The 18,461-nt window shown below is 55.8% G+C and carries 18 protein-coding genes and 1 riboswitch; of the genes, 3 read left to right on the top strand and 15 right to left on the bottom strand.

Features of this window, described 5'->3' with window-relative positions; all coding sequences use genetic code 11:
• Positions 1 to 85 precede the first annotated feature (85 nt).
• On the top strand, positions 86 to 2,770 hold the full coding sequence (locus Q354_RS26815) for a sensor domain-containing phosphodiesterase (protein ID WP_051560508.1): 2,685 nt from the start codon (positions 86 to 88) through the stop codon (positions 2,768 to 2,770).
• A 28-nt stretch (positions 2,771 to 2,798) separates the two neighbouring features.
• Here the strand turns inward: Q354_RS26815 and Q354_RS0121430 are convergent, their stop codons facing one another.
• Positions 2,799 to 3,248 carry a flavodoxin gene (locus Q354_RS0121430; protein ID WP_027859396.1) on the bottom strand — a complete coding sequence of 150 codons (450 nt, stop codon included), beginning with the start codon at positions 3,246 to 3,248 and terminating at the stop codon, positions 2,799 to 2,801.
• Between the two features lie 170 nt (positions 3,249 to 3,418).
• On the opposite strand from Q354_RS0121430, the gene Q354_RS0121425 reads away from it, so the two are divergent.
• Complete coding sequence (locus Q354_RS0121425) at positions 3,419 to 3,736, top strand: C15 family peptidase (protein ID WP_027859395.1); 318 nt, start codon at positions 3,419 to 3,421, stop codon at positions 3,734 to 3,736.
• Between the two features lie 36 nt (positions 3,737 to 3,772).
• Here the strand turns inward: Q354_RS0121425 and Q354_RS0121420 are convergent, their stop codons facing one another.
• From Q354_RS0121420 to Q354_RS0121390, 7 genes are all read right to left on the bottom strand, one after another.
• The gene (locus Q354_RS0121420) at positions 3,773 to 3,994 is read right to left on the bottom strand and encodes a hypothetical protein (RefSeq protein ID WP_027859394.1); all 222 of its coding nucleotides are present in this window, start codon (positions 3,992 to 3,994) and stop codon (positions 3,773 to 3,775) included.
• A 162-nt stretch (positions 3,995 to 4,156) separates the two neighbouring features.
• On the bottom strand, positions 4,157 to 4,969 hold the full coding sequence (gene speD / locus Q354_RS0121415) for an adenosylmethionine decarboxylase (protein WP_027859393.1): 813 nt from the start codon (positions 4,967 to 4,969) through the stop codon (positions 4,157 to 4,159).
• Positions 4,970 to 5,269: 300 nt separating this feature from the next.
• Entirely contained in the window at positions 5,270 to 6,778 is a 1,509-nt protein-coding gene (locus Q354_RS0121410; protein WP_027859392.1) for a fumarate hydratase, read from the bottom strand.
• 298 nt (positions 6,779 to 7,076) lie between these two features.
• Positions 7,077 to 7,844, bottom strand: coding sequence for an amino acid ABC transporter ATP-binding protein (locus tag Q354_RS0121405; RefSeq protein WP_322786159.1), 768 nt, complete (start codon positions 7,842 to 7,844; stop codon positions 7,077 to 7,079).
• Entirely contained in the window at positions 7,837 to 8,784 is a 948-nt protein-coding gene (locus tag Q354_RS0121400; protein WP_027859390.1) for an amino acid ABC transporter permease, read from the bottom strand. The genes Q354_RS0121405 and Q354_RS0121400 overlap by 8 nt, the downstream gene beginning before the upstream one ends.
• An 84-nt stretch (positions 8,785 to 8,868) precedes the next feature.
• Positions 8,869 to 9,678 carry a transporter substrate-binding domain-containing protein gene (locus Q354_RS0121395; protein ID WP_027859389.1) on the bottom strand — a complete coding sequence of 270 codons (810 nt, stop codon included), beginning with the start codon at positions 9,676 to 9,678 and terminating at the stop codon, positions 8,869 to 8,871.
• 273 nt (positions 9,679 to 9,951) lie between these two features.
• On the bottom strand, positions 9,952 to 10,548 hold the full coding sequence (locus Q354_RS0121390) for a LysE family translocator (RefSeq protein ID WP_027859388.1): 597 nt from the start codon (positions 10,546 to 10,548) through the stop codon (positions 9,952 to 9,954).
• 161 nt (positions 10,549 to 10,709) lie between these two features.
• Here Q354_RS0121390 and Q354_RS0121385 point away from each other — a divergent pair, with 161 nt between their 5' ends.
• Entirely contained in the window at positions 10,710 to 12,098 is a 1,389-nt protein-coding gene (locus Q354_RS0121385; protein ID WP_027859387.1) for an aminotransferase-like domain-containing protein, read from the top strand.
• Positions 12,099 to 12,137: 39 nt separating this feature from the next.
• Here the strand turns inward: Q354_RS0121385 and Q354_RS0121380 are convergent, their stop codons facing one another.
• From Q354_RS0121380 to Q354_RS26810, 7 genes are all read right to left on the bottom strand, one after another.
• On the bottom strand, positions 12,138 to 12,371 hold the full coding sequence (locus tag Q354_RS0121380) for a VF530 family protein (protein ID WP_036231023.1): 234 nt from the start codon (positions 12,369 to 12,371) through the stop codon (positions 12,138 to 12,140).
• Positions 12,372 to 12,447: 76 nt separating this feature from the next.
• Complete coding sequence (locus Q354_RS0121375; protein ID WP_027859385.1) at positions 12,448 to 13,071, bottom strand: pyridoxamine 5'-phosphate oxidase family protein; 624 nt, start codon at positions 13,069 to 13,071, stop codon at positions 12,448 to 12,450.
• Positions 13,072 to 13,403: 332 nt separating this feature from the next.
• Positions 13,404 to 14,039 (bottom strand): nicotinamide riboside transporter PnuC, encoded by a 636-nt coding sequence (pnuC, locus tag Q354_RS0121360; protein ID WP_027859384.1) that lies wholly within the window; start codon positions 14,037 to 14,039, stop codon positions 13,404 to 13,406.
• Positions 14,036 to 14,323, bottom strand: coding sequence for a YkoF family thiamine/hydroxymethylpyrimidine-binding protein (locus tag Q354_RS0121355; RefSeq protein WP_245601105.1), 288 nt, complete (start codon positions 14,321 to 14,323; stop codon positions 14,036 to 14,038). The genes pnuC and Q354_RS0121355 overlap by 4 nt, the downstream gene beginning before the upstream one ends.
• A gap of 11 nt (positions 14,324 to 14,334) precedes the next feature.
• Positions 14,335 to 16,401 (bottom strand): TonB-dependent receptor, encoded by a 2,067-nt coding sequence (locus tag Q354_RS0121350; RefSeq protein WP_051560506.1) that lies wholly within the window; start codon positions 16,399 to 16,401, stop codon positions 14,335 to 14,337.
• A gap of 48 nt (positions 16,402 to 16,449) precedes the next feature.
• A riboswitch (TPP riboswitch) is annotated at positions 16,450 to 16,559 on the bottom strand.
• Positions 16,560 to 16,792: 233 nt separating this feature from the next.
• Positions 16,793 to 17,341 carry an HD domain-containing protein gene (locus Q354_RS0121345; RefSeq protein ID WP_027859381.1) on the bottom strand — a complete coding sequence of 183 codons (549 nt, stop codon included), beginning with the start codon at positions 17,339 to 17,341 and terminating at the stop codon, positions 16,793 to 16,795.
• A gap of 13 nt (positions 17,342 to 17,354) precedes the next feature.
• Positions 17,355 to 18,437, bottom strand: a complete 1,083-nt coding sequence (locus tag Q354_RS26810; protein WP_036231118.1) for a TauD/TfdA family dioxygenase — start codon at positions 18,435 to 18,437, stop codon at positions 17,355 to 17,357.
• Positions 18,438 to 18,461: the final 24 nt, after the last annotated feature.

Below are 18,461 nucleotides of genomic sequence, written 5' to 3'. Positions count from 1 at the left end.
CAATAGCCATAGTTGAACAACGGGCCGCCAACGATTAGATTAGGCTATTCCAAATTAAAACAGTCATTTAAGGCCCCTGTTGCAGATGCATGGACGAACGCTCCATAAGGCGATAGCTACAGACAGCACTCCGCCACAGCAAGAGCTGGACCAGATCCTGTTCCTGCAACGCGAAGTGATCGAACTGATCGGGCAAGACAGTCCAACCAACGCCACGCTGGAAAAGATCTGCAGTTTTATCGAAACGCTGGTCGGTGACTGCATCGTCAGCGTGATGACACTGGACGATGAACGCCAGCATCTCAACGTTCGCTGCCTGCCCTCCATCGCGGAGGAACACTGGGACGGACTGGGCGGGCTGACTCCCGGGCCGATCGGCGCGTCCTGTGGCACTGCCGTATACCTGGGTTCTCCTGTGGTGGTCGAGGATACCCAGGCAGATCAGCGCTGGGCGGATTATCAGGACTTCGCCGCCGACTACGGCATCCGCGCCTGCTGGTCCTTCCCCATCTATATCACCGCAGACAGCATCATCGGCAGCATTGCTATCTCCAGCAACAGCCCGCGTGCAGCCACACCCTTCCATCTCAACCTGCTTGATACTGCGGCACACCTGGCCGGCATCGCCCTGCACCGGGAACAGGTATGGGATGAACTGACCAAAACCCAGGCCCGCCTGAGCCAGATTACCAATACCCTGCCCGGTGCCGTTTTCCAGCTCTGCAGTCACGACCAGACACTGGACACTGATATCAGCTTTCTCAGCAGCGGTATCGAAACCATGCTGGGGCTGGATGCGGTGGCAGTGATCGAAGCGCCGGAGCTGCTGAAACAACAGATACAGCCCGCCGATCTCGACCGGCTGAAACTGGTGCTGCGTCTGGCCGCGAAGAATAATGAGCCCTGGCAATGTGAGTTCCGGGCCCGCCATATCAATGGTGAAGAACTCTCCCTGCACGCCTCGGCACGCCCCGTATACCACCAAAGCGATAAGCTGTACTGGAGTGGCATACTGCAGGATAAGACCGCCGAGAACAGTCGCAATGAGCAGCTGAAGCTGGCCGGCATCGTATTCGCGTCAACCAATGAAGGCATTATGCTCTGTGATGATCGCCAGAGCATTGTCGATGTTAACCCCGCGTTCTGCCGTCTGACCGGTTACAGCCGTGAAGAGCTGATTGGACAGAGCACTTCGCTGTTTCACTCCAGCCGTCACGACCGAACCTTCTTCGACCAGATCAAGCTGTCGCTCAGCGAGTGCGATCACTGGCAGGGTGAGGTCTGGAGTCGGCGTAAGAATGGCGAAAGCAAGCTGCACTGGCTGAACATCAATGCCGTGCGCAACAATGCCAAGCAGCTCACCCACTACGTCTCGGTGGTATCGGATATGAGCAACCTGTGGGAGTCGGAGCAGAAACTGCACCAGCTGACCCACTACGATCCGCTGACCGGACTGGCCAACCGCACCTTGCTGAAGATACGCATGGAGCAGGCACTGAATAACCGCAGCGGCAGCGATAAGGTCGCCATCCTGATTATTGACCTTGACCGCTTCAAGCATATCAATGACTGTCTCGGCCACGATGCCGGAGACCAGTTACTGCTGCAGGTGGCTGAGCGTCTCAGCGATAATATCAGCGCCCCGGACACCGTTGCCCGTATCGGTGGCGACGAGTTTGCCGTGCTGGTGAATACTGTGGCGCATGCCCCGGATGCTGAACAGGTTGCCAAGCATATCGTGGCATTGATGGAAGAGCCGTTTAAACTCAATGGCCGTCACTACTTCACCACCGCCAGTATCGGTATCGCCCTGGCACCGGAACATGGCGACAACAGCGATTCGCTGTTAAAACATGCCGATATCGCCCTCTACGGCGCCAAGGATCGCGGCCGGAATAACTATGCCTTCTACCAGCGCGAGCTGACCCGCAGCGTCGAAGAGTGGGTATCGCTGGAACCGGCTCTGCGTGAAGCACTGCAGAACAACCAACTGGAACTTTACTATCAGCCACAGATGGACGGTGAAGGACAGCGCATTGTCGGGGCGGAAGCCCTGATTCGCTGGCAGCATCCGGAACTGGGACTGATCTCGCCGGGACGCTTCCTGCCAATTGCCGAAGAGATCGGCCTGATGGGTAAGATCGGCAGCTGGGTGCTGGAAGAGGCCTGCGCACAGCTCGCCCGCTGGCAGAAAAAAGGGCTGGAAGCGGATTTCCACCTGGCAATCAATCTGGCCGGAGCCCAGCTGGATAACGGTGACCTGCCTGCGCAGATCAGCGGCCTGCTGAAAAAATACCAGCTGGCTCCCGAGCGGCTGGAGCTGGAAATTCTGGAAACCTACGTCATGGAGCAGGAGGAGCGCACCGTCAACCTGCTGCAGCGACTCTGCGACCTGGGCGTCAATCTGGCCCTGGATGATTTCGGTACCGGCTATTCTTCGCTCAGCTACCTGAAGAAGCTGCCGGTGCATAAGGTGAAGATTGACCGCTCACTGGTCAGTGACTTGCCGAACGATCCGGCCGACGAAGCGATTATCTGCGCCGTTATATCGCTCAGCCACAGCCTGAACCTGCGGGTCTGCGCCGAAGGCGTAGAAACGGCGGCACAGGCTGAGTTTTTACGGCAGCGTGCCTGCGACCAGCTACAGGGCTATCTGTTCAGCAAGCCGGTCGCATCCGGCCAGTTCTATGAATTGTTGCAGGATACCCGCCACTTCCTGGATATCGCCCAGCACTATGAAGTAATGCCAACTCCGGGCGACAGCTGCTAAGCCCCGCCCGGTCCGGAGCAAGGCCTGCTCAGTCCAGCAGCGCCTGCCACTGATCCAGCCACTGCGCCACCTCCTCTTCCGGGTCAAGCGTCTCACAGGCATCGATAAACAGAGTCGGTATCACACGGCGAGCCTTCAGGTCCTTCAGCAGGAAGTCGAATGAACGCCCGGCTTCAGCAAAGTCTTCATAAGAGCTGTCACCCAGCGCCACAACACCGTAGGGTTTCTCCGGCATCAGCGGAAACTGATCATTCAACTGTTCGTACAGCGGCAACAGGTTAGGCGGAATATCGCCCTGTCCGGTCGTGGAGGTAATCACCAGCAGCGCTTCACTGCAATCCCCGGCCAGCTGTGCGACTTCAGGATGACGCAGCAGTTCAGCCTGATGGCCTGCCGCTTTTAGCTGCTCGACCGCATCCTCGGCCAGTTGCTGTGCATTGCCATTTACAGAACCAAATACCACTTTAATTATTGCCATGATTATTCCCGCTCGCATCGAAAGCAGGAATTCTAATGAATCACCGCCGGAATAAAAACCACTGACGCCTCAGGGCTAATACGACGGCAAAATTTCCGCCACGGCCCTTCGCCTCCACGCCGGATCGACTACAGTAAAAGAACAGTTTGCGACACAAGGGGGGAGCCACAATGGCCAGCAGTGCATTTCACAGATTACTCCAGAGCTGGGAGGAGCACTCCCGCCAGGCCAACGGCAAGATCAGCGCCGAAGTTGAGATGTATAAGAGCGATGCGATCAAACTGGAAGCATTGGCGAAGATGTACCAGCTATCCCGCGAAGAGGTGATCTGCAGTCTGCTTCACCAGGCGATCAGTGAAGTGGAGTCACAAATGCCCTACATTCCCGGACAGAAGGTAATCCGCGTCGAAGAGGGCGAAGAGATCTATGAAGACATAGGACCGATGCCACTCTATCTGGACGAGCAACGCAAGCTGGCCTCTTCCTGAAGCCCGTGGTTTGCTGGGGATTGCGCCTGGCCGCAGTCAGCGTCTCAGCTCATGGTCGCGATAATGGGGTTCCAGCCAGCAACGCGGCAACGCCTCCCCGGAGGGGAATCTCAGGCACTGCTTGGCGAACGGCTCAGCTTCCTGCAACTCCTCGCCGTAATGGGAACGGCCCATAAGTTCGGCCTGATAAGGGTCAAACAGATCCTGCAGGTTTATCACTTCCACCAGATGTCCGCTGGCACTTTCTTTAAGAAACATAGCAATGGCTCTCTTTCTAATGCCCTGCAACAAGTGTTGGCGGGAATCGGCGCAGGCACAAGCCAACGGCATGCGGATAATTCATAGCCCCTGCGATAACCACAAAGCAGCAGACACAAAAAACGCGACCGAAGTCGCGTTTTTCTTAGCCACGGTTAATGCTCAGCTCATCTCCGGCATATTGCGGCCGTAGAAGATCTCACGCATCTCCTTGAACAGGCGATCGGTGATCTCCTGCTCTTCCTCACTCGTCAGTTCGTCAGCCTTGGTACCAAACAGGTACTGATCCAGGTCGCAGTCCTTCAGCATCATCTTGGTATGGAAGATGTTTTCCTGATAGACGTTTACGTCGATCATGCTGTACAGCTCACGGATATCATCCGTTACGAAGTTCTGGATTGAGTTGATATCGTGATCGATATAGTGCTTCACACCCTCAACATCGCGGGTAAAACCGCGCACCCGGTAATCGATGGTGACGATATCGGATTCCAGTTTATGGATCAGGTAATTCAGTGCCTTCAGCGGCGAGATAATTCCGCAGGTGGAAACCTCAATATCGGCACGGAAAGTACAGATGCCATTATCCGGGTGACTCTCCGGATAGGTGTGGACACAGATATGGCTTTTATCCAGATGAGCGACAACAGAGTCTGGCAGCAGAGGCCCTGGTTTTTCAGTCTGGTCGACATTGTCGGACTCTTTGATCGGCTCTTCAGAGACCAGAATAGTGACACTGGCACCCTGAGGCTCATAATCCTGGCGCGCAACATTGAGGATGTTGGCTCCGATAATGTCACACACCTCAGTGAGGATCTCAGTCAGACGATCAGCGCTGTACACCTCATCGATATACTCGATGTACTCAGCTTTCTGCTCGGGGGTCTTCGCATAACAGACATCGTATATACAAAAACTCAGGCTTTTAGTCAGGTTATTAAAGCCCTGCAGTTTGATCTTACCGTTTGATACCAACTTCGTGTTTCTCCAGATACTCACCCCTGCCTGTCACAGGAGGTTACGGCTTGGCAGCCAGGTACGCCTGGGGAACTTAACCTCGCCCGCGATGCAGGCCCGACTGTTTCAGCTGCCGAAAAGAGGGGAAAGTCTCCCGAAAAATTGTGCGCGAATTGTAGTTCAGATATTACAAAATCAAAAGCACTCTGCACCATGAAAAATCTGCGCTTTTCTGTCCATCTTACATCAGAGCGACAGCGCTGGCGCAAAAAACAAAAAAGCGGCCGAAGCCGCTTTTCCACAGCGCAGGTTGCAGGCTTAGCCAACCTGTTCCGCGATAATCTGTTTCCACTTGGCTGGACCAGTAGTGTGAACAGACTCGCCTTTGGTATCGACCGCAACAGTAACCGGCATATCCTTCACTTCAAACTCGTAGATCGCTTCCATCCCCATCTCAGGGAACGCCAGTACTTCGGCGTTGGTGATCGCTTTGGATACCAGGTATGCCGCGCCACCTACTGCCATCAGGTAGACCGCTTTGTTGTCACGGATCGCATCGATCGCCACCGGGCCACGCTCGGATTTACCGATCATGCCCAGCAGGCCGGTGCTCTCGATCACCTGGCGGGTGAACTTATCCATACGGGTCGCAGTGGTTGGGCCAGCGGGGCCTACAACCTCATCGCCCACCGGATCAACCGGGCCTACGTAGTAGATAAAGCGGCCCTTCAGATCCACCGGCAGCTCTTCACCATTGTTGAGCATCTCAACCATTTTCTTGTGAGCCGCATCACGACCGGTCAGCATCTTGCCGTTCAGCAATACAGTTTCACCCGGCTGCCAGCTCTGAACCTCTTCAGGCGTCACGGTATTCAGATCCACGCGACGGGTGGTGGCACCCACCTCGAAGGTCACTTCAGGCCACTCTTCCAGGCTTGGCGGCGTCAGTACAGCCGGTCCGTTGCCGTTAAGCTTGAAGTGAGTGTGGCGGGTAGCGGCACAGTTAGGAATCATGCACACCGGCAGGGATGCTGCGTGTGTCGGGTAATCCATGATTTTGACATCCAGTACGGTCGTCAGGCCACCCAGGCCCTGAGCGCCAATACCCAGATTGTTGACCGCATCCATGATCTCCAGACGCAGTTCCTCAACCCGGTTCTGCGGGCCACGCTCGCGCAGCTCATGGATATCGATCGGATCCATCAGGGATTCTTTTGCCAGTACCGCAGCTTTCTCGGCGGTACCACCGATACCCAGACCCAGCATGCCCGGCGGACACCAGCCTGCACCCATCGTCGGTACGGTTTTCACTACCCAGTCAACAATACTGTCAGACGGGTTCAGCATCACCATCTTGGATTTGTTTTCAGAACCGCCGCCTTTCGCCGCGACATGCACTTCAACCTCATCACCTTCGACGATCTCGTAGTGGATAACAGCCGGGGTGTTGTCTTTGGTGTTCTGACGCTTGCCAGCAGGATCAGCCAGGATAGAAGCACGCAGTACATTGTCAGGGTGGGTGTAAGCACGGCGTACACCTTCGTTGACCATATCAGTGACGCTCATTTTCGCGTCCCACTGTACGTTCATACCCACTTTCAGGAAGACGGTCACAATACCGGTGTCCTGACAGATCGGGCGCTGCCCTTCAGCACACATACGGGAGTTGATCAGGATCTGAGCCATGGCATCTTTAGCAGCAGGGTTCTGCTCCTTCAGATAGGCTTCGTGCACACCCTGTACGAAATCGATCGGGTGGTAATAAGAGATAAACTGCAAGGCATCAGCAACGGAGCTGATAAAGTCGTCCTGGCGAATTACGCTCATTCGTAGGCTCTCCACATATGTAGGCTCTTGGTCGGAAGGCAAAGCTGCGACGAGCTCCCCTCACCCGTTATTTCAGTGCCTGAAGGTGCGCCAGACAATGCTGGACACAGCGCTCCGGTGCCTGTTCCGGATCTCGCTCTGGACAATTGGCAGTGATCACGACAGGGCTTTCTGGCACTCATTTATAGTCGGGTACGGATTATACACAAAAAGGCATATAAGCGGATTAAGACAAAAGAAAGGCGACAGAAAGAACAAAGCCTGTCACAGGGACAGGCTTTTGCCGGGCATAGCCAGGTCAGAAGATCTTGGAGAGGAACTGCTTCAAACGCGGGTGGCTCGGATGATCAAAGAAATCATCCGGATTATCCTCCACCAGCAACGCGCCCTCTTCCATAAACAGCACCCGGTCGGCCACTTCGCGGGCAAAGCCCATCTCGTGGGTAACCACCACCATGGTCATCCCTTCGGCCGCCAGGCTCTTCATCACATCCAGTACCTCACCGACCATCTCCGGGTCCAGTGCCGAGGTGGGCTCGTCGAACAGCATGATCTTCGGCTTCATCGCCAGGGCACGGGCGATTGCCACACGCTGCTGCTGACCGCCGGAAAGGTGCGAGGGATAGTTTTGCATCCGCTGATCCATGCCCACCTTATACATCAGGTCGCGGGCATGCTCTTCCACTTCCTTCGGCTCGCGGCCGGACACCTTCAGCGGCGCCAGCATGACGTTTTCCAACGCGGTCTTGTGCGGGAAAAGATTGAAGTTCTGGAACACCATCCCAACCTGCTCACGCAGTTGGTTGATATTGGTGCCCTTGCTGTACATGTCGACACCATCGATCAGGATCGAGCCGCCATTAATCACTTCCAGCTGGTTGAGAGTCCGCAGGAAAGTGGACTTGCCGGAACCGGACGGTCCCAGGATCACCACCACCTCGCCGCGGGCCACGGTGGTGGAAACCGCTTTCAGGGCATGACAACCGTTGGGATAGATCTTATCCACATCGGTGGCAATGATAATCGGCGCTTCCGCCGCCGGCTGATTTGAATCGTGCTTAGTCACTGGCCGCCAGCCTCCGCTCTAAACGTTGAATTGCCCAGGACAGTGCACTCGTTAGCACCAGGTAAAGCAGCGCCACAGTAAACCAGACCTCAAACGGTGCAAAGTTCCCGCTGATCACCTCGCGTCCAGCCTTGGTCAGGTCGGTGATGGCAATAACCGAAACCAGCGAAGAATCCTTGATCAGGTTGATAAACTGGCCCGCCATCGGTGGCAGCGTGCGCTTAAACGCCTGCGGCAGGATGACATAGATCATCGCCTTGGGATAACTCATCCCCAGCGAGCGCGCCGCTTCCATCTGCCCGCTCGGAATCGACTGGATACCGGCACGGATAATCTCCGCCACATAGGCGGCGGTAAAGACCGACAAGGCCACCACACCGGCGGTAAACCGCTCCAGTTCCAGCACCGTACCCAGGAAGAAGTAGACAATAAAGATCTGCACCAGCAGCGGTGTGCCACGGATAACCTCGATATAGGTGATCGCCAGATTACGCAGCGCCGGATTAACCGATACCCGCATCAGCCCCACCATCAGACCGATCACCACGGCAAACAGCAGCGAGATGATGGAGATCTCGATGGTGACCAGCAGGCCTTCCAGCAAGGGTCCGATACGGGTCTGCTCGATGGACGCCAGCACATCGCCGGCATAGACCATATCCCCTTCGCTCAGCGACAATGCCAGCGTCGGATCGATCAGCTGAGGATCACCGCCATCGTAGGGATAGATCTGTGGCTGTCCCTGCTCATTAAATTCCAGGGTGCCATCGACTTCGGCAACAATTTCCAGCGGGTCGGAGTTAATAATAAAGGGAACAACCCGGTCCCAGTTCCAGGAGTAATCGATCCGCTTCCCGGCCAGGTAAACGGATGCACAAAGCCCCAGAATGATGGCGATAAAAACCCCATTCCAGAGCCAGTTTTTCTGATTTACATGCATAGAATTTCACATCGGCTAAAAACAAAACAGCCGCAAAGGACAAGATCCCTATACGGCTGTATAAAACGGCTTTTCGGCGGGGTTTTACTGAACCTGGCTCAACCAGCGGTCGTCGTTAAACCACTTGTTGTAGATACGGTCGTAGCTACCGTCACCCTTAATCTGGCGCAGAAAGTTATTCAGGAAGTTCACGAAATCCGGATCGCCCTGACGGACTGCCCAGCCCAGTGGTTCGTAGGTGAAAGGCTGATCCAGGTGTAGGACTTTACCTTTATTCTGAGAGCTGTATACGGCGTTGGTTGGCAGGTCATAGATAAAGGCATCGGCCTTACCGTTCATCACCTCCAGCGCCGCTTCGGAAGAGGTCTCGTACAGATCCAGCTTCGCCTTGCGGATCAGACGCTTGACCGCCTGCTCACCGGTGGTACCCAGTTTTGCCGTCACCGTGTACTTAGGATCATTGAGGTCACGGTAGCTCTTGATCTCATCCTTCAGACCCGGACGCAGTACGATGGTCTGGCCTACTACCACATATGGGTCGGCAAAGCTGACAGTCATATTACGCTTAGCGGTGATGGTCATACCCGCCATAATAATGTCGCACTTACCGGTCAGCATCGCCGGAATGATGCCATCCCAGGCTGTATTAACCGGCGTGAACTTGACGCCCATCTGCTTGGTCATCAGCTTGGCCAGGTCGATATCAAAACCGATAAAGCCACCTTTCTTGGTTTTCATCTCGAACGGCATATAGCCGGCATCGAAGCACACCTTCATCTCACCGCTCTTGGCGATACTTTTCAGGGTGGACTGATCGGAGAGAGCGTTTGCGTTGCTAAAGCCAGCACTCAGCAGTGCGGTTGCCGCCAGGGCTGTTTTTATTAGTTTTTTCACGATATGACCTTATGAATCATAAGTGGAACAAAAATACACTGCGCGCATTTTATAAATGCGTCACAACCTTCTGATATTGCGACGCATCCTATCATGATAAAAAACAACCATCACTGAAGTGAAACTAAACCGATCTTTAATAAAACTAAACAAAGATCAAATAACAGACAAACCAATTCCATATCCGGTTATTTAACCATCAGAATCGAATTTTATTTGTTTATCGGGCCAATAACCGAATGCGGTATCCGTATTAATACGGACACCGCTTCTTTACCAGATAAAAAACAGACAGCCCGCAGTTAAGGCTCCCATTACACCATTAAACCAGCGCCATGCCCGCGGTGACGAAAGCAGACGCCCGACTAAGGTGCCGAAGGCCGCCCAAAGAGAAGTGCAGGGAAAGCCACAGAGCATAAACATCACCGCGACCCAGATCACCGAATGCCAGTAGTCCCCGCCACTGAGGGTGAAGGAACCGACTGCGGTTATTGCCATCATCCAGGCCTTGGGATTAACAAACTGGAACATCGCCGCAGCAAACAGACTCATCGGCCTGGACTCTGAATTACTGTCAAAGCGAGCCGAACGGGCTGTGGCAATCTTCCAGGAGAGCCAGAGCAGGTATCCGCTGGCAACAACTTTCAGCAGTTGCTGTACCAGCGGAAACTGCTGAAACAGAATGCCCAGGCCCGCCGCTACTGTGATGATCAGCGTCGCGACACCCAGGGTAATACCAATCAGGTGCGGCAGGGTGCGCCAATAACCGAAGTTGGCACCGGATGCCGTCAGCATCATATTGTTAGGGCCAGGCGTACCGGTCGTAGCGATGGCAAACACCGCGACCGAGGCTAAAAGCTGAAGATCCATATCTCTCTCCGCAGGGCCGGATAGCAGCGACCAACATTGTCACGATACAATTGTATCGATACATTGATTGATATATGCTCTCAGGCTGAATAGTGTTGAATTAACTGACACAATCAACGCTAACAGAGCATACAATTTTCCGCAAAAGGTTTATTGTCACCATGACAATCACAGATATTGTACTGATTGAAGGTGCAGGCCCACGCTATCGCCAGATCGCAGATCAGCTGGCTCAGCTGATTGAAAGCGGTGCCCTGCCCGCAAACAGCAAGCTGCCGACCCACCGCGCCCTGGCCGATCAGCTTGGCGTCACCGTCGGAACGGTGACCCGCGCCTACGCCGAAGCCGAGCGGCGGGGCCTGGTCGAAGCCCGCATCGGTGCCGGCACCTTTGTTGTAGGGGACAATGCGGCCGTATGGACCTTTGACAGTTGCGGCGGCGGAGATCCGGAAGATACCCATTTCAGCTATAACATCCCCCCCTGGCTGGATCGCGCCCAGATGCTGAATCAGGCGATGCAGCAGCTGACCCGTAACCCGGCGATGCTTAATCAGCTGATGCTGTACCAGAAGCCGGAGGGAATAGAGCAACACCGGGTGCAGATGGCCCAGTGGCTAAGCCACCACCATGTCCATCTCGACCCACAGCGCCTGCTGTTCAGCTCCGGGGCCCAGAACGCCACCCATATGGTACTGGACGCCTTCTGCCGTGCCGGCGATACCCTGCTGGTTGAGAAGTACAGTTACCCCGGCCTGATCAGCCTGGCCAGGCAGAAACAGATCACCCTGAAACCGGTGGATATGGATGCGGAGGGCCTGCTGCCAGAAGCACTGGATGCCGCCTGCCGCCTTTACCAGCCGCGACTGATCTACGCCATGCCCACCTTCCAGAACCCCACCACCGGCACCCTGTCGGCCTCGCGCCGGGAAGCGATTCTGGCGGTTTGCCGCAAGCACAAACTCTACCTGATCGAAGATGAAGTGAATGGCCTGCTGCCAAGGGAGCGGCCTGAAGCGATGGTCAATATGGACCCGGAACAGGTAATCCACATCGGCGCCCTCTCCAAGTGTCTGGCGCCCGGCCTGCGGGTCGGCTACCTGCAGGTGCCGGAGAAATTGCATACACAGATGGCGGTAACATTGCAGAACCACAGCTGGATGATCAGCCCGTTGCTTACCGGTATCGCCTGTGAGCTGATCCGTGCCGGCGATGCCGACCGGGTACTGCAGCAGATCCGGCAGGAGGTCGAGCGGCGGCTGGAGCTGACGCTACAGTATCTGGGCGAGTTTCAGCTGCGCTATCAGCGCGACTGCTTTCATGTCTGGCTGAAGCTGCCGGAACAGCTGCGGCTGAGCGAGTTTGTCGCGGCTGCCGAGGCGCGTAATATCAAGCTGAAATCCGGCGAGCTGTTCGCGCCGCCGGGTGCGGCAATACCACCGGCGGTACGCCTCAGCATCAGCGCGCCCCGGGATCTGGAAGAGCTCGAAGCGGGCCTGAAAGTGGTCAGGGAGTTACTGCAGCAGGAATCCAGCGCCGGGTTCAGCCTCTGAACCCGGCTGCAACAGAGTTACAACAACTCAACAGAAGGCTCATTGATCCCAGGGGCTGCTTTTTGTGGCAAGGTACAGTTCTTCCACCTTGGTGCGTGCCCAGGGCGTCTTGCGCAGAAACCGCAGACTGGATTTCACGCTGGGATCTTTCTGAAAGCAACGGATCGTAATCAGATTCCCCAGGCGCTCCCAGCCATAGCGCTCTACCAGCTCAGTGACGATTTTTTCCAGGGTGACGCCGTGTAACGGGTTGTTCTTCTGTGTATTGCTCATATCGATCCGTATCCGGGTAAAGCGCAGTAAAAAGGTTTCGGGACTCCCGGGGCACGTCGCCATCCTTTGGGAATTGCTAAGGTGCTGAATCGGCAGTTAAAGGCAGATCCGGTATCAGCTCACCAATCAGCGTTGCAACCGGTTTAACACCGGCCCAGACATCCAGCGACAGGTCTTCAGGCTTTTCAGACGGGCCGCCGGTTCTCACCTTGGCGGACACTTCTTCGATAGCAAAGGCAAAGACCGCCGTCGCCTTCATCTCAGTATCGCTGGGAGGCCGGACGTCATTAGAACGGCCAGCACTGTACCTGTCAATCATCGCTGCCAGTGCGGCCTGTTTCTCCGCTGCATCCTCGACCAAGCGCCCCTTGCCGTACAGCACAACCGAGCGGAAGTTAACGGAGTGATTAAAGGCAGAGCGCGCAAAGACCAGGCCATCCAGCAAGCAGACGGTAATGCAGGCGGTCTCGCCGCGCAGTATCGCCTGAAACAAACCGTTCTTGACGGAACCGTGCAGCATCAGCTCGTCGCCAACCCGCCAGTGGGAGCTGGGTTGCACCACCGCCTGCCCATCAATATTGACCCCGATATTGCACACATAGGCTTCATCCAGAATCGAATAGATGGTTTCCCGATCGTAGCGGGCTTTCTTCCGGCCCCGACATACCCGTGTCCGCTCTGTGACTACCACTTCACTCATAAGGATTAGCTTCCGGTACTGATCAGGAACAGGGTGAACAGCCGGCAGCCCTTCTGCCAGCTTAAGCGCAGGATTGCACTGTTCACAGCGTGTCCTGAATTTGATTTATTACCGGTGCAGACTAAATGCTTTAGTGGACCTCCAGAAGACCCATTTCAGATATATAAACCAGGCCCATTTTCGCGGTGGCGTCCATCTCACGACTTATATAAGCCTGTAGCCAGCGACATCGCCAGCCCGGCAATCAGGGCCCGTAAGGTGACGATCAGCCAATCCGGCATTATCCAGTTCCAGCTTTATCTGTCCTTGAAACATCGTCCGGGCCAGCATGCTCAGGCCAGCTTCATCCACTGTGCCTGCTGCTGGTCGCGGTAAGCCCGATACCACTGCCGGAAACCGAAGATAACCATCACCTCATAGACTGCAAACAGGGCGGCGGTCAGCATCAGCCCGCGATCGATAAACAACCACACCGATACGCCGTCGATCACCAGCCAGTAGATCCAATTCTCCAGCTTTTTCTGCGCCACCATATAAGTGGTGAGCACCGCCCCCCAGGTAGTAAACGAATCCACATAGGGCAGCGCCGCCGAGGTATTGTCCGCCAGCAGGCTACCGGACAACAGCGTCATAGCGGCAATACTGCCGATCGCCAGCAGGTGCTGGCGGAGGCTCCAGGTGGTAATAGGCCGGCTTGACGCCCCCTCTTCCGGACGCGGCCCCCGCCATTGATACCAGCCATAGGCCGCCATTCCGAGATAGTAGAGGTTCAGCGCCGACTCCATCAACAGACTGGCATCCCAGAATAACCAGCTGAAGATCAGGGTACTGGCGAATGCCGCGTACCAGCACAGGCGATTCTGCATCATTGCCAGCCAGAGATAAGCCAGTGACAGCAGCACCGCCACCAGCTCCCAACCGGACATCATCTGCCAGCCACTGACCAGGGATTGCAACAGATCACTCATGGCTGTGCCTGGCCATCCAGCAACTCCCGGCTATCACCGGCAATGAATTTCACCACAAAAACAGAACGGCCCCAGGTCTCGAACGAGCGGCGCATTTCTGTGTTCACCGCTGCCATCACCTGGTCGTAGTCACCGAATAGCTGGGTGGCGGTGGCATTAGTCACCACATCAATCCCCTGGTACTGGCTGAACGCCAGAATCACCGCATCAATCGCCTCGATATACCGCTCATGCAGCGGATAGAGGCTGATATCCACCGTCAGTTTCATCGCCGTATCTGTCATCCTGATCGCCCTCAGAAGTTGTATTTAGCCGTAACACCCAGCTGACGCGGTGCGCCGTACTGATAGTATGGCTCGGTAACATAGCCCTTACGCGGGTCATTGCCGAAGCTACCGAAACCACGCACAAAATAGTCCTGATCGGTCAGGTTGCGTCCCCAGAGACTCAGCTCCCAGTCAGCGGTGCGGTAGCCAAGCCGGGCATGCAGCAATTCGTAATCCACCGAACGGGCGTCGTGACGATCAGAGAAGTAGAACGCATCTTTGCCCTCGATCTCTACCCGTGTGTACCAGCCTGCACCCAGCTCCAGCTGAGCGCCCAGCAGATACTGGTATTTCGGCGCGTGGGCCTGATCGCGGCCATCGAAAGAGGCGGCCGGGTCTTTTAACTTGGTACGCAGCAGGCCCAGGCTGGCAAACAGGCTCAGTTCGGAGCTGGCCTGGTAGTTCAGCTCAGCTTCCAGGCCGTAGTTGTAGCCGCTGGCGGAATTGGCAATAAAGTCATTAAAACTGGTCGCGCCACCGGCCACTGGTACCAGACGGGAATCCTTAACCTGGACGTTCTTGCGCGGCTGGTAGAACAGCGCGAGGTTGGCCTGCAGTCGGTCATCAAAGTAGTATCCCTTGCTACCCACTTCCAGATTCCACAGCTGCTCGCTTTCAAAATCACGTTCGGAAGGCAGCAGGCTGTTATTGGCATTAAATCCGCCGGCCTTATACCCCCGCGAGATCAGACCGTAGACACTGTTGCCGCTTTGCAGGAAGTGCTGCAGGGCGAGGCGGCCTCCCCAGAGCAACTCTTCCGGCGAACTGCTCACCCCTTCGCTGTCGTTGTAGTCTGCGTCCCAATGTTCAGCACGCAGACCGCTGGTCAGCACCCAGTCTTCGCTCAGGTCGCTTTCCAGCTGACCATAAATAGCGGCACGGGTGGTTTCGTAGTCACTGCTGAAGTCACTGCTGGCAAAGGTGTGCTGACGCGCCAGCTTTTCGTTCAGGTCATGCAGATAGACGCCGGTTACCCAGCGGGTGCTGCCGTTAAATAACTCGGCCCCCTCTTTTGACAGCAGACGCAACTCAAACGAGCCGCTCTGGCGATCGCGCTGGTAATTATCAAAAGAGCTGTATTCCAGTCCCGGCGCTATACCGACAAAGCTCCAGTCCTCATCGTAACCGTATTCGGTGTTGGAATTGATATAGCTGCTCATCAGCTGTAACTCGACCTTGTCGAAGCCGTCCCAGCTGGCACTGAAGCCCACGCCGTTATTCTCCTGACGGTCATGACCCGGCTGGTCCGACAGGGTGTGGCGGGTATTGTCCAGCGAGAAGGCGTCGTAGCCGTTATCCATATTGATATGCAGCAGCGACAGGTTCAGCGTCAGCTCATCGTTGGCTTCGATACGGAAACGGGCTTTCAGCGCCTGCTCGTCCAGATTATTGGTATCGCTGCGTCCCAGGTGATCATTGTCGATAGCGCCATCGCTGAGGTAGCGCTGCGCTGCCACCCGGTAGCTCACCTTATCGCTCAGCGGGCCGCTGACCACGCCTTTAACGCTGCGGGTATTATCCGTCGCCAGGGTTGTCTCGACACTGCCACCCAACTGATCCAGCGGATCGTTTGAACGAATATTGATCAGCCCCGCCAGTGCATTGGCGCCAAACAGGGTACCCTGAGGGCCGCGAAATACTTCGACCTGCTGGACATCAAGCAGGGTGGCACCGCTGCCCAGGCCGCTCATGTCGATACCGTCCACCAGCAATCCGACAGATGGATTGACCGGATCAACGAACTGGCTGCGCTCGCCGATGCCGCGAATCTGAAAGAAGCGCGCACGGGAGCTGCCACCGGCAAAGTTCAGGTTCGGGGTCAGCGCCAGCAGGTCTTCAAGATAGCTGGCACCACGGGCTGCGATCGTCTCTTCATCCACCACGCTGATACTGGCGGGTATAAGCTCAAGCTCAGCCTGACGGAAATCGGCCGTCACCACCTGGGTGGCCTGTTCGCTAATAACATCTTCGTTCGCCGTGGCGGCGACAGAGAAGGAAGCAGCCAGCAGGCCGCAGGATACAGATTTAATACTCAAGGCAAGTCTCCGGAAACAGCTCAGAGACCCGGTCGGATGCGGGGAAACAAGTGAACTTGGTCCTATCCCTACGCCGGCATCATCCGGATCAGGTTCGAAGGGTTTGCCAGCAGGCATCTCAGGCACTGCGAAATACAGTGCCACCCCTTAGGAATGTCGAGCCACGACTACAGAGTTCCCTATACAAAATCAGACGACAGAGCGCAGATTTTGCCGTGACAGAGGCTCGAAGCGGCGCATTATACGCGGATCAGACCACAGCACCAGAAATATCGGCTAAATGACGTCCAGAGATCAGATCAACAGACGTGGCTATTAAAAAAGGCCCTGACGGGCCTGAAGAGGAGTAGCCGCTGACAGAAGGTCAGCGGTTTGCAACATCGTCGTCGGCTCAGTACTTTGGCCAGGCCAGTACCCGGCGCACCATGGGTGCGAAATGGCTGATCGGTTTACTCGGATAGTCCGGATCAAAACAGTTCTGGTCGTACTTCTCACAGAAATCGACACAGCTCTGGTACCAGGGATGATCTTTATACTGATCGCGTATATTGCGGTCCTTACCCATATGGTGGGCCCAGTAGTACATCTGGAATTCGCCGTGTTTCTCAAGCACCCAGGCCAGCTCCGGCCGTACGTAGGGACGTAACAGCGCAGCAGCAAACTCCGAGTGGTTGGCGGGGGCGTACATATCACCGATATCATGCAGCAGCGCGGCGACGATCATCTCCTCGTCACAGCCGTCGGCCTCCGCCCGGCTGGCACTCTGCAGGCTGTGCTCCAGCCGGGATACGGTGTAGCCATCCAGCGTATCGCCCAACTGTTCCAGCAGGCTCAGTACCCGCTCCGGCAATGCTTTGATATATGCCTTTTCATGCTGGTCAAGAAAGGCATACTCTTCGGCCGTGCCGTCCTTCATCTGAATAAAAGAAACCTGTTGCATCATCTCACCCTGATTATTGTTGTTTGCGCCCGATGCGGTAGCCGCTGCGCACGGCATCGATATCCACGTAGCAGCCACGCAGGTGGCGGGCACCGGAATCCGGATCAAAAGAGGTACGCCCGTGCAGCATGCGGCGGTTATCGAAGATCATCATCTCCCCGGCCTGTAGTTTGAAGCGCAGCTCCATCTGCGGACTGTTCAGCAGGTCGTTGAGATAACTGCGGGCCTCATGAAAGCTGCGGTACTGCGCCGGCGGCAGCGGATAGCTGAAATCCAGCCGCGGGCTGTAGTTTATGCGCGCGATCTCGCCAAAATGATCACGCTCGAAGATGGTGCGCCACTCGCTCAGCTCGGTATCCCGGTCGATAAACCAGTAGCGTACCGGCACGGTGCAAAGCAGTTCGACAAATTCGGGACGCTCGCGCTGAATGATCTCGATCGCCTGTACCGAATCCATCAGAGTGGACTCACCTCCGTCGGCTTCGTTAGAGAGGCAGTGCAGGCACTGGATTGTCGGAATCGGATCGCGATAAGGGTTATCCGTATGCGGGCCGATCGCCACACTGGTATAGGCCAGGTCATTGGCTTCAGGCTGGGTTTTCACCTCAAAGAAGCGGCCAAAGTTAGTGGCACGGATTTCAAGCTGCTGCGCCGCCAGATAGCGTTCCATCGAGTCCGCTTCAGTGCCGATATTTTCAACCACGGCAAAGCCGTATCTGAGGAAAAACTCGAACATCTCGACCGATGGCGCAGTTGCATCGAATTTCCGGATCGACGCTTCGCGAAACACCGCTTTTTGCGGACAGCCGGTGTGGGGATCGATCGCCTCTACCAGCTCAGCCACGTCGAACTGCTGGGAGTAACCATCGCTAAAGCCAACAGCGACCTGTCCGGCTTGCGGCTCTATACGGGTAAACTCCAGCCCGGCATCGATGGTATGGGTCGAAAACAGGCGCTGGCGGGTGCGGGCATCCAGATATTCCGGTGCGCTGCTGAATTCACGCAGCCAGATCGGCGAGAGCGGAAAATATCTGTCGCCAACAACTAAGTTCAGCTCAGTTTCTGTCTCATTCACGACAAATCGCGCATCACTCATATTTCGTGATCTCAACTCGTATTA

Source organism: Marinobacterium jannaschii DSM 6295 (genome assembly GCF_000620085.1).
Lineage (GTDB): Bacteria > Pseudomonadota > Gammaproteobacteria > Pseudomonadales > Balneatricaceae > Pontibacterium > Pontibacterium jannaschii.
This window is presented reverse-complemented; position numbering and strand designations above follow the sequence as displayed.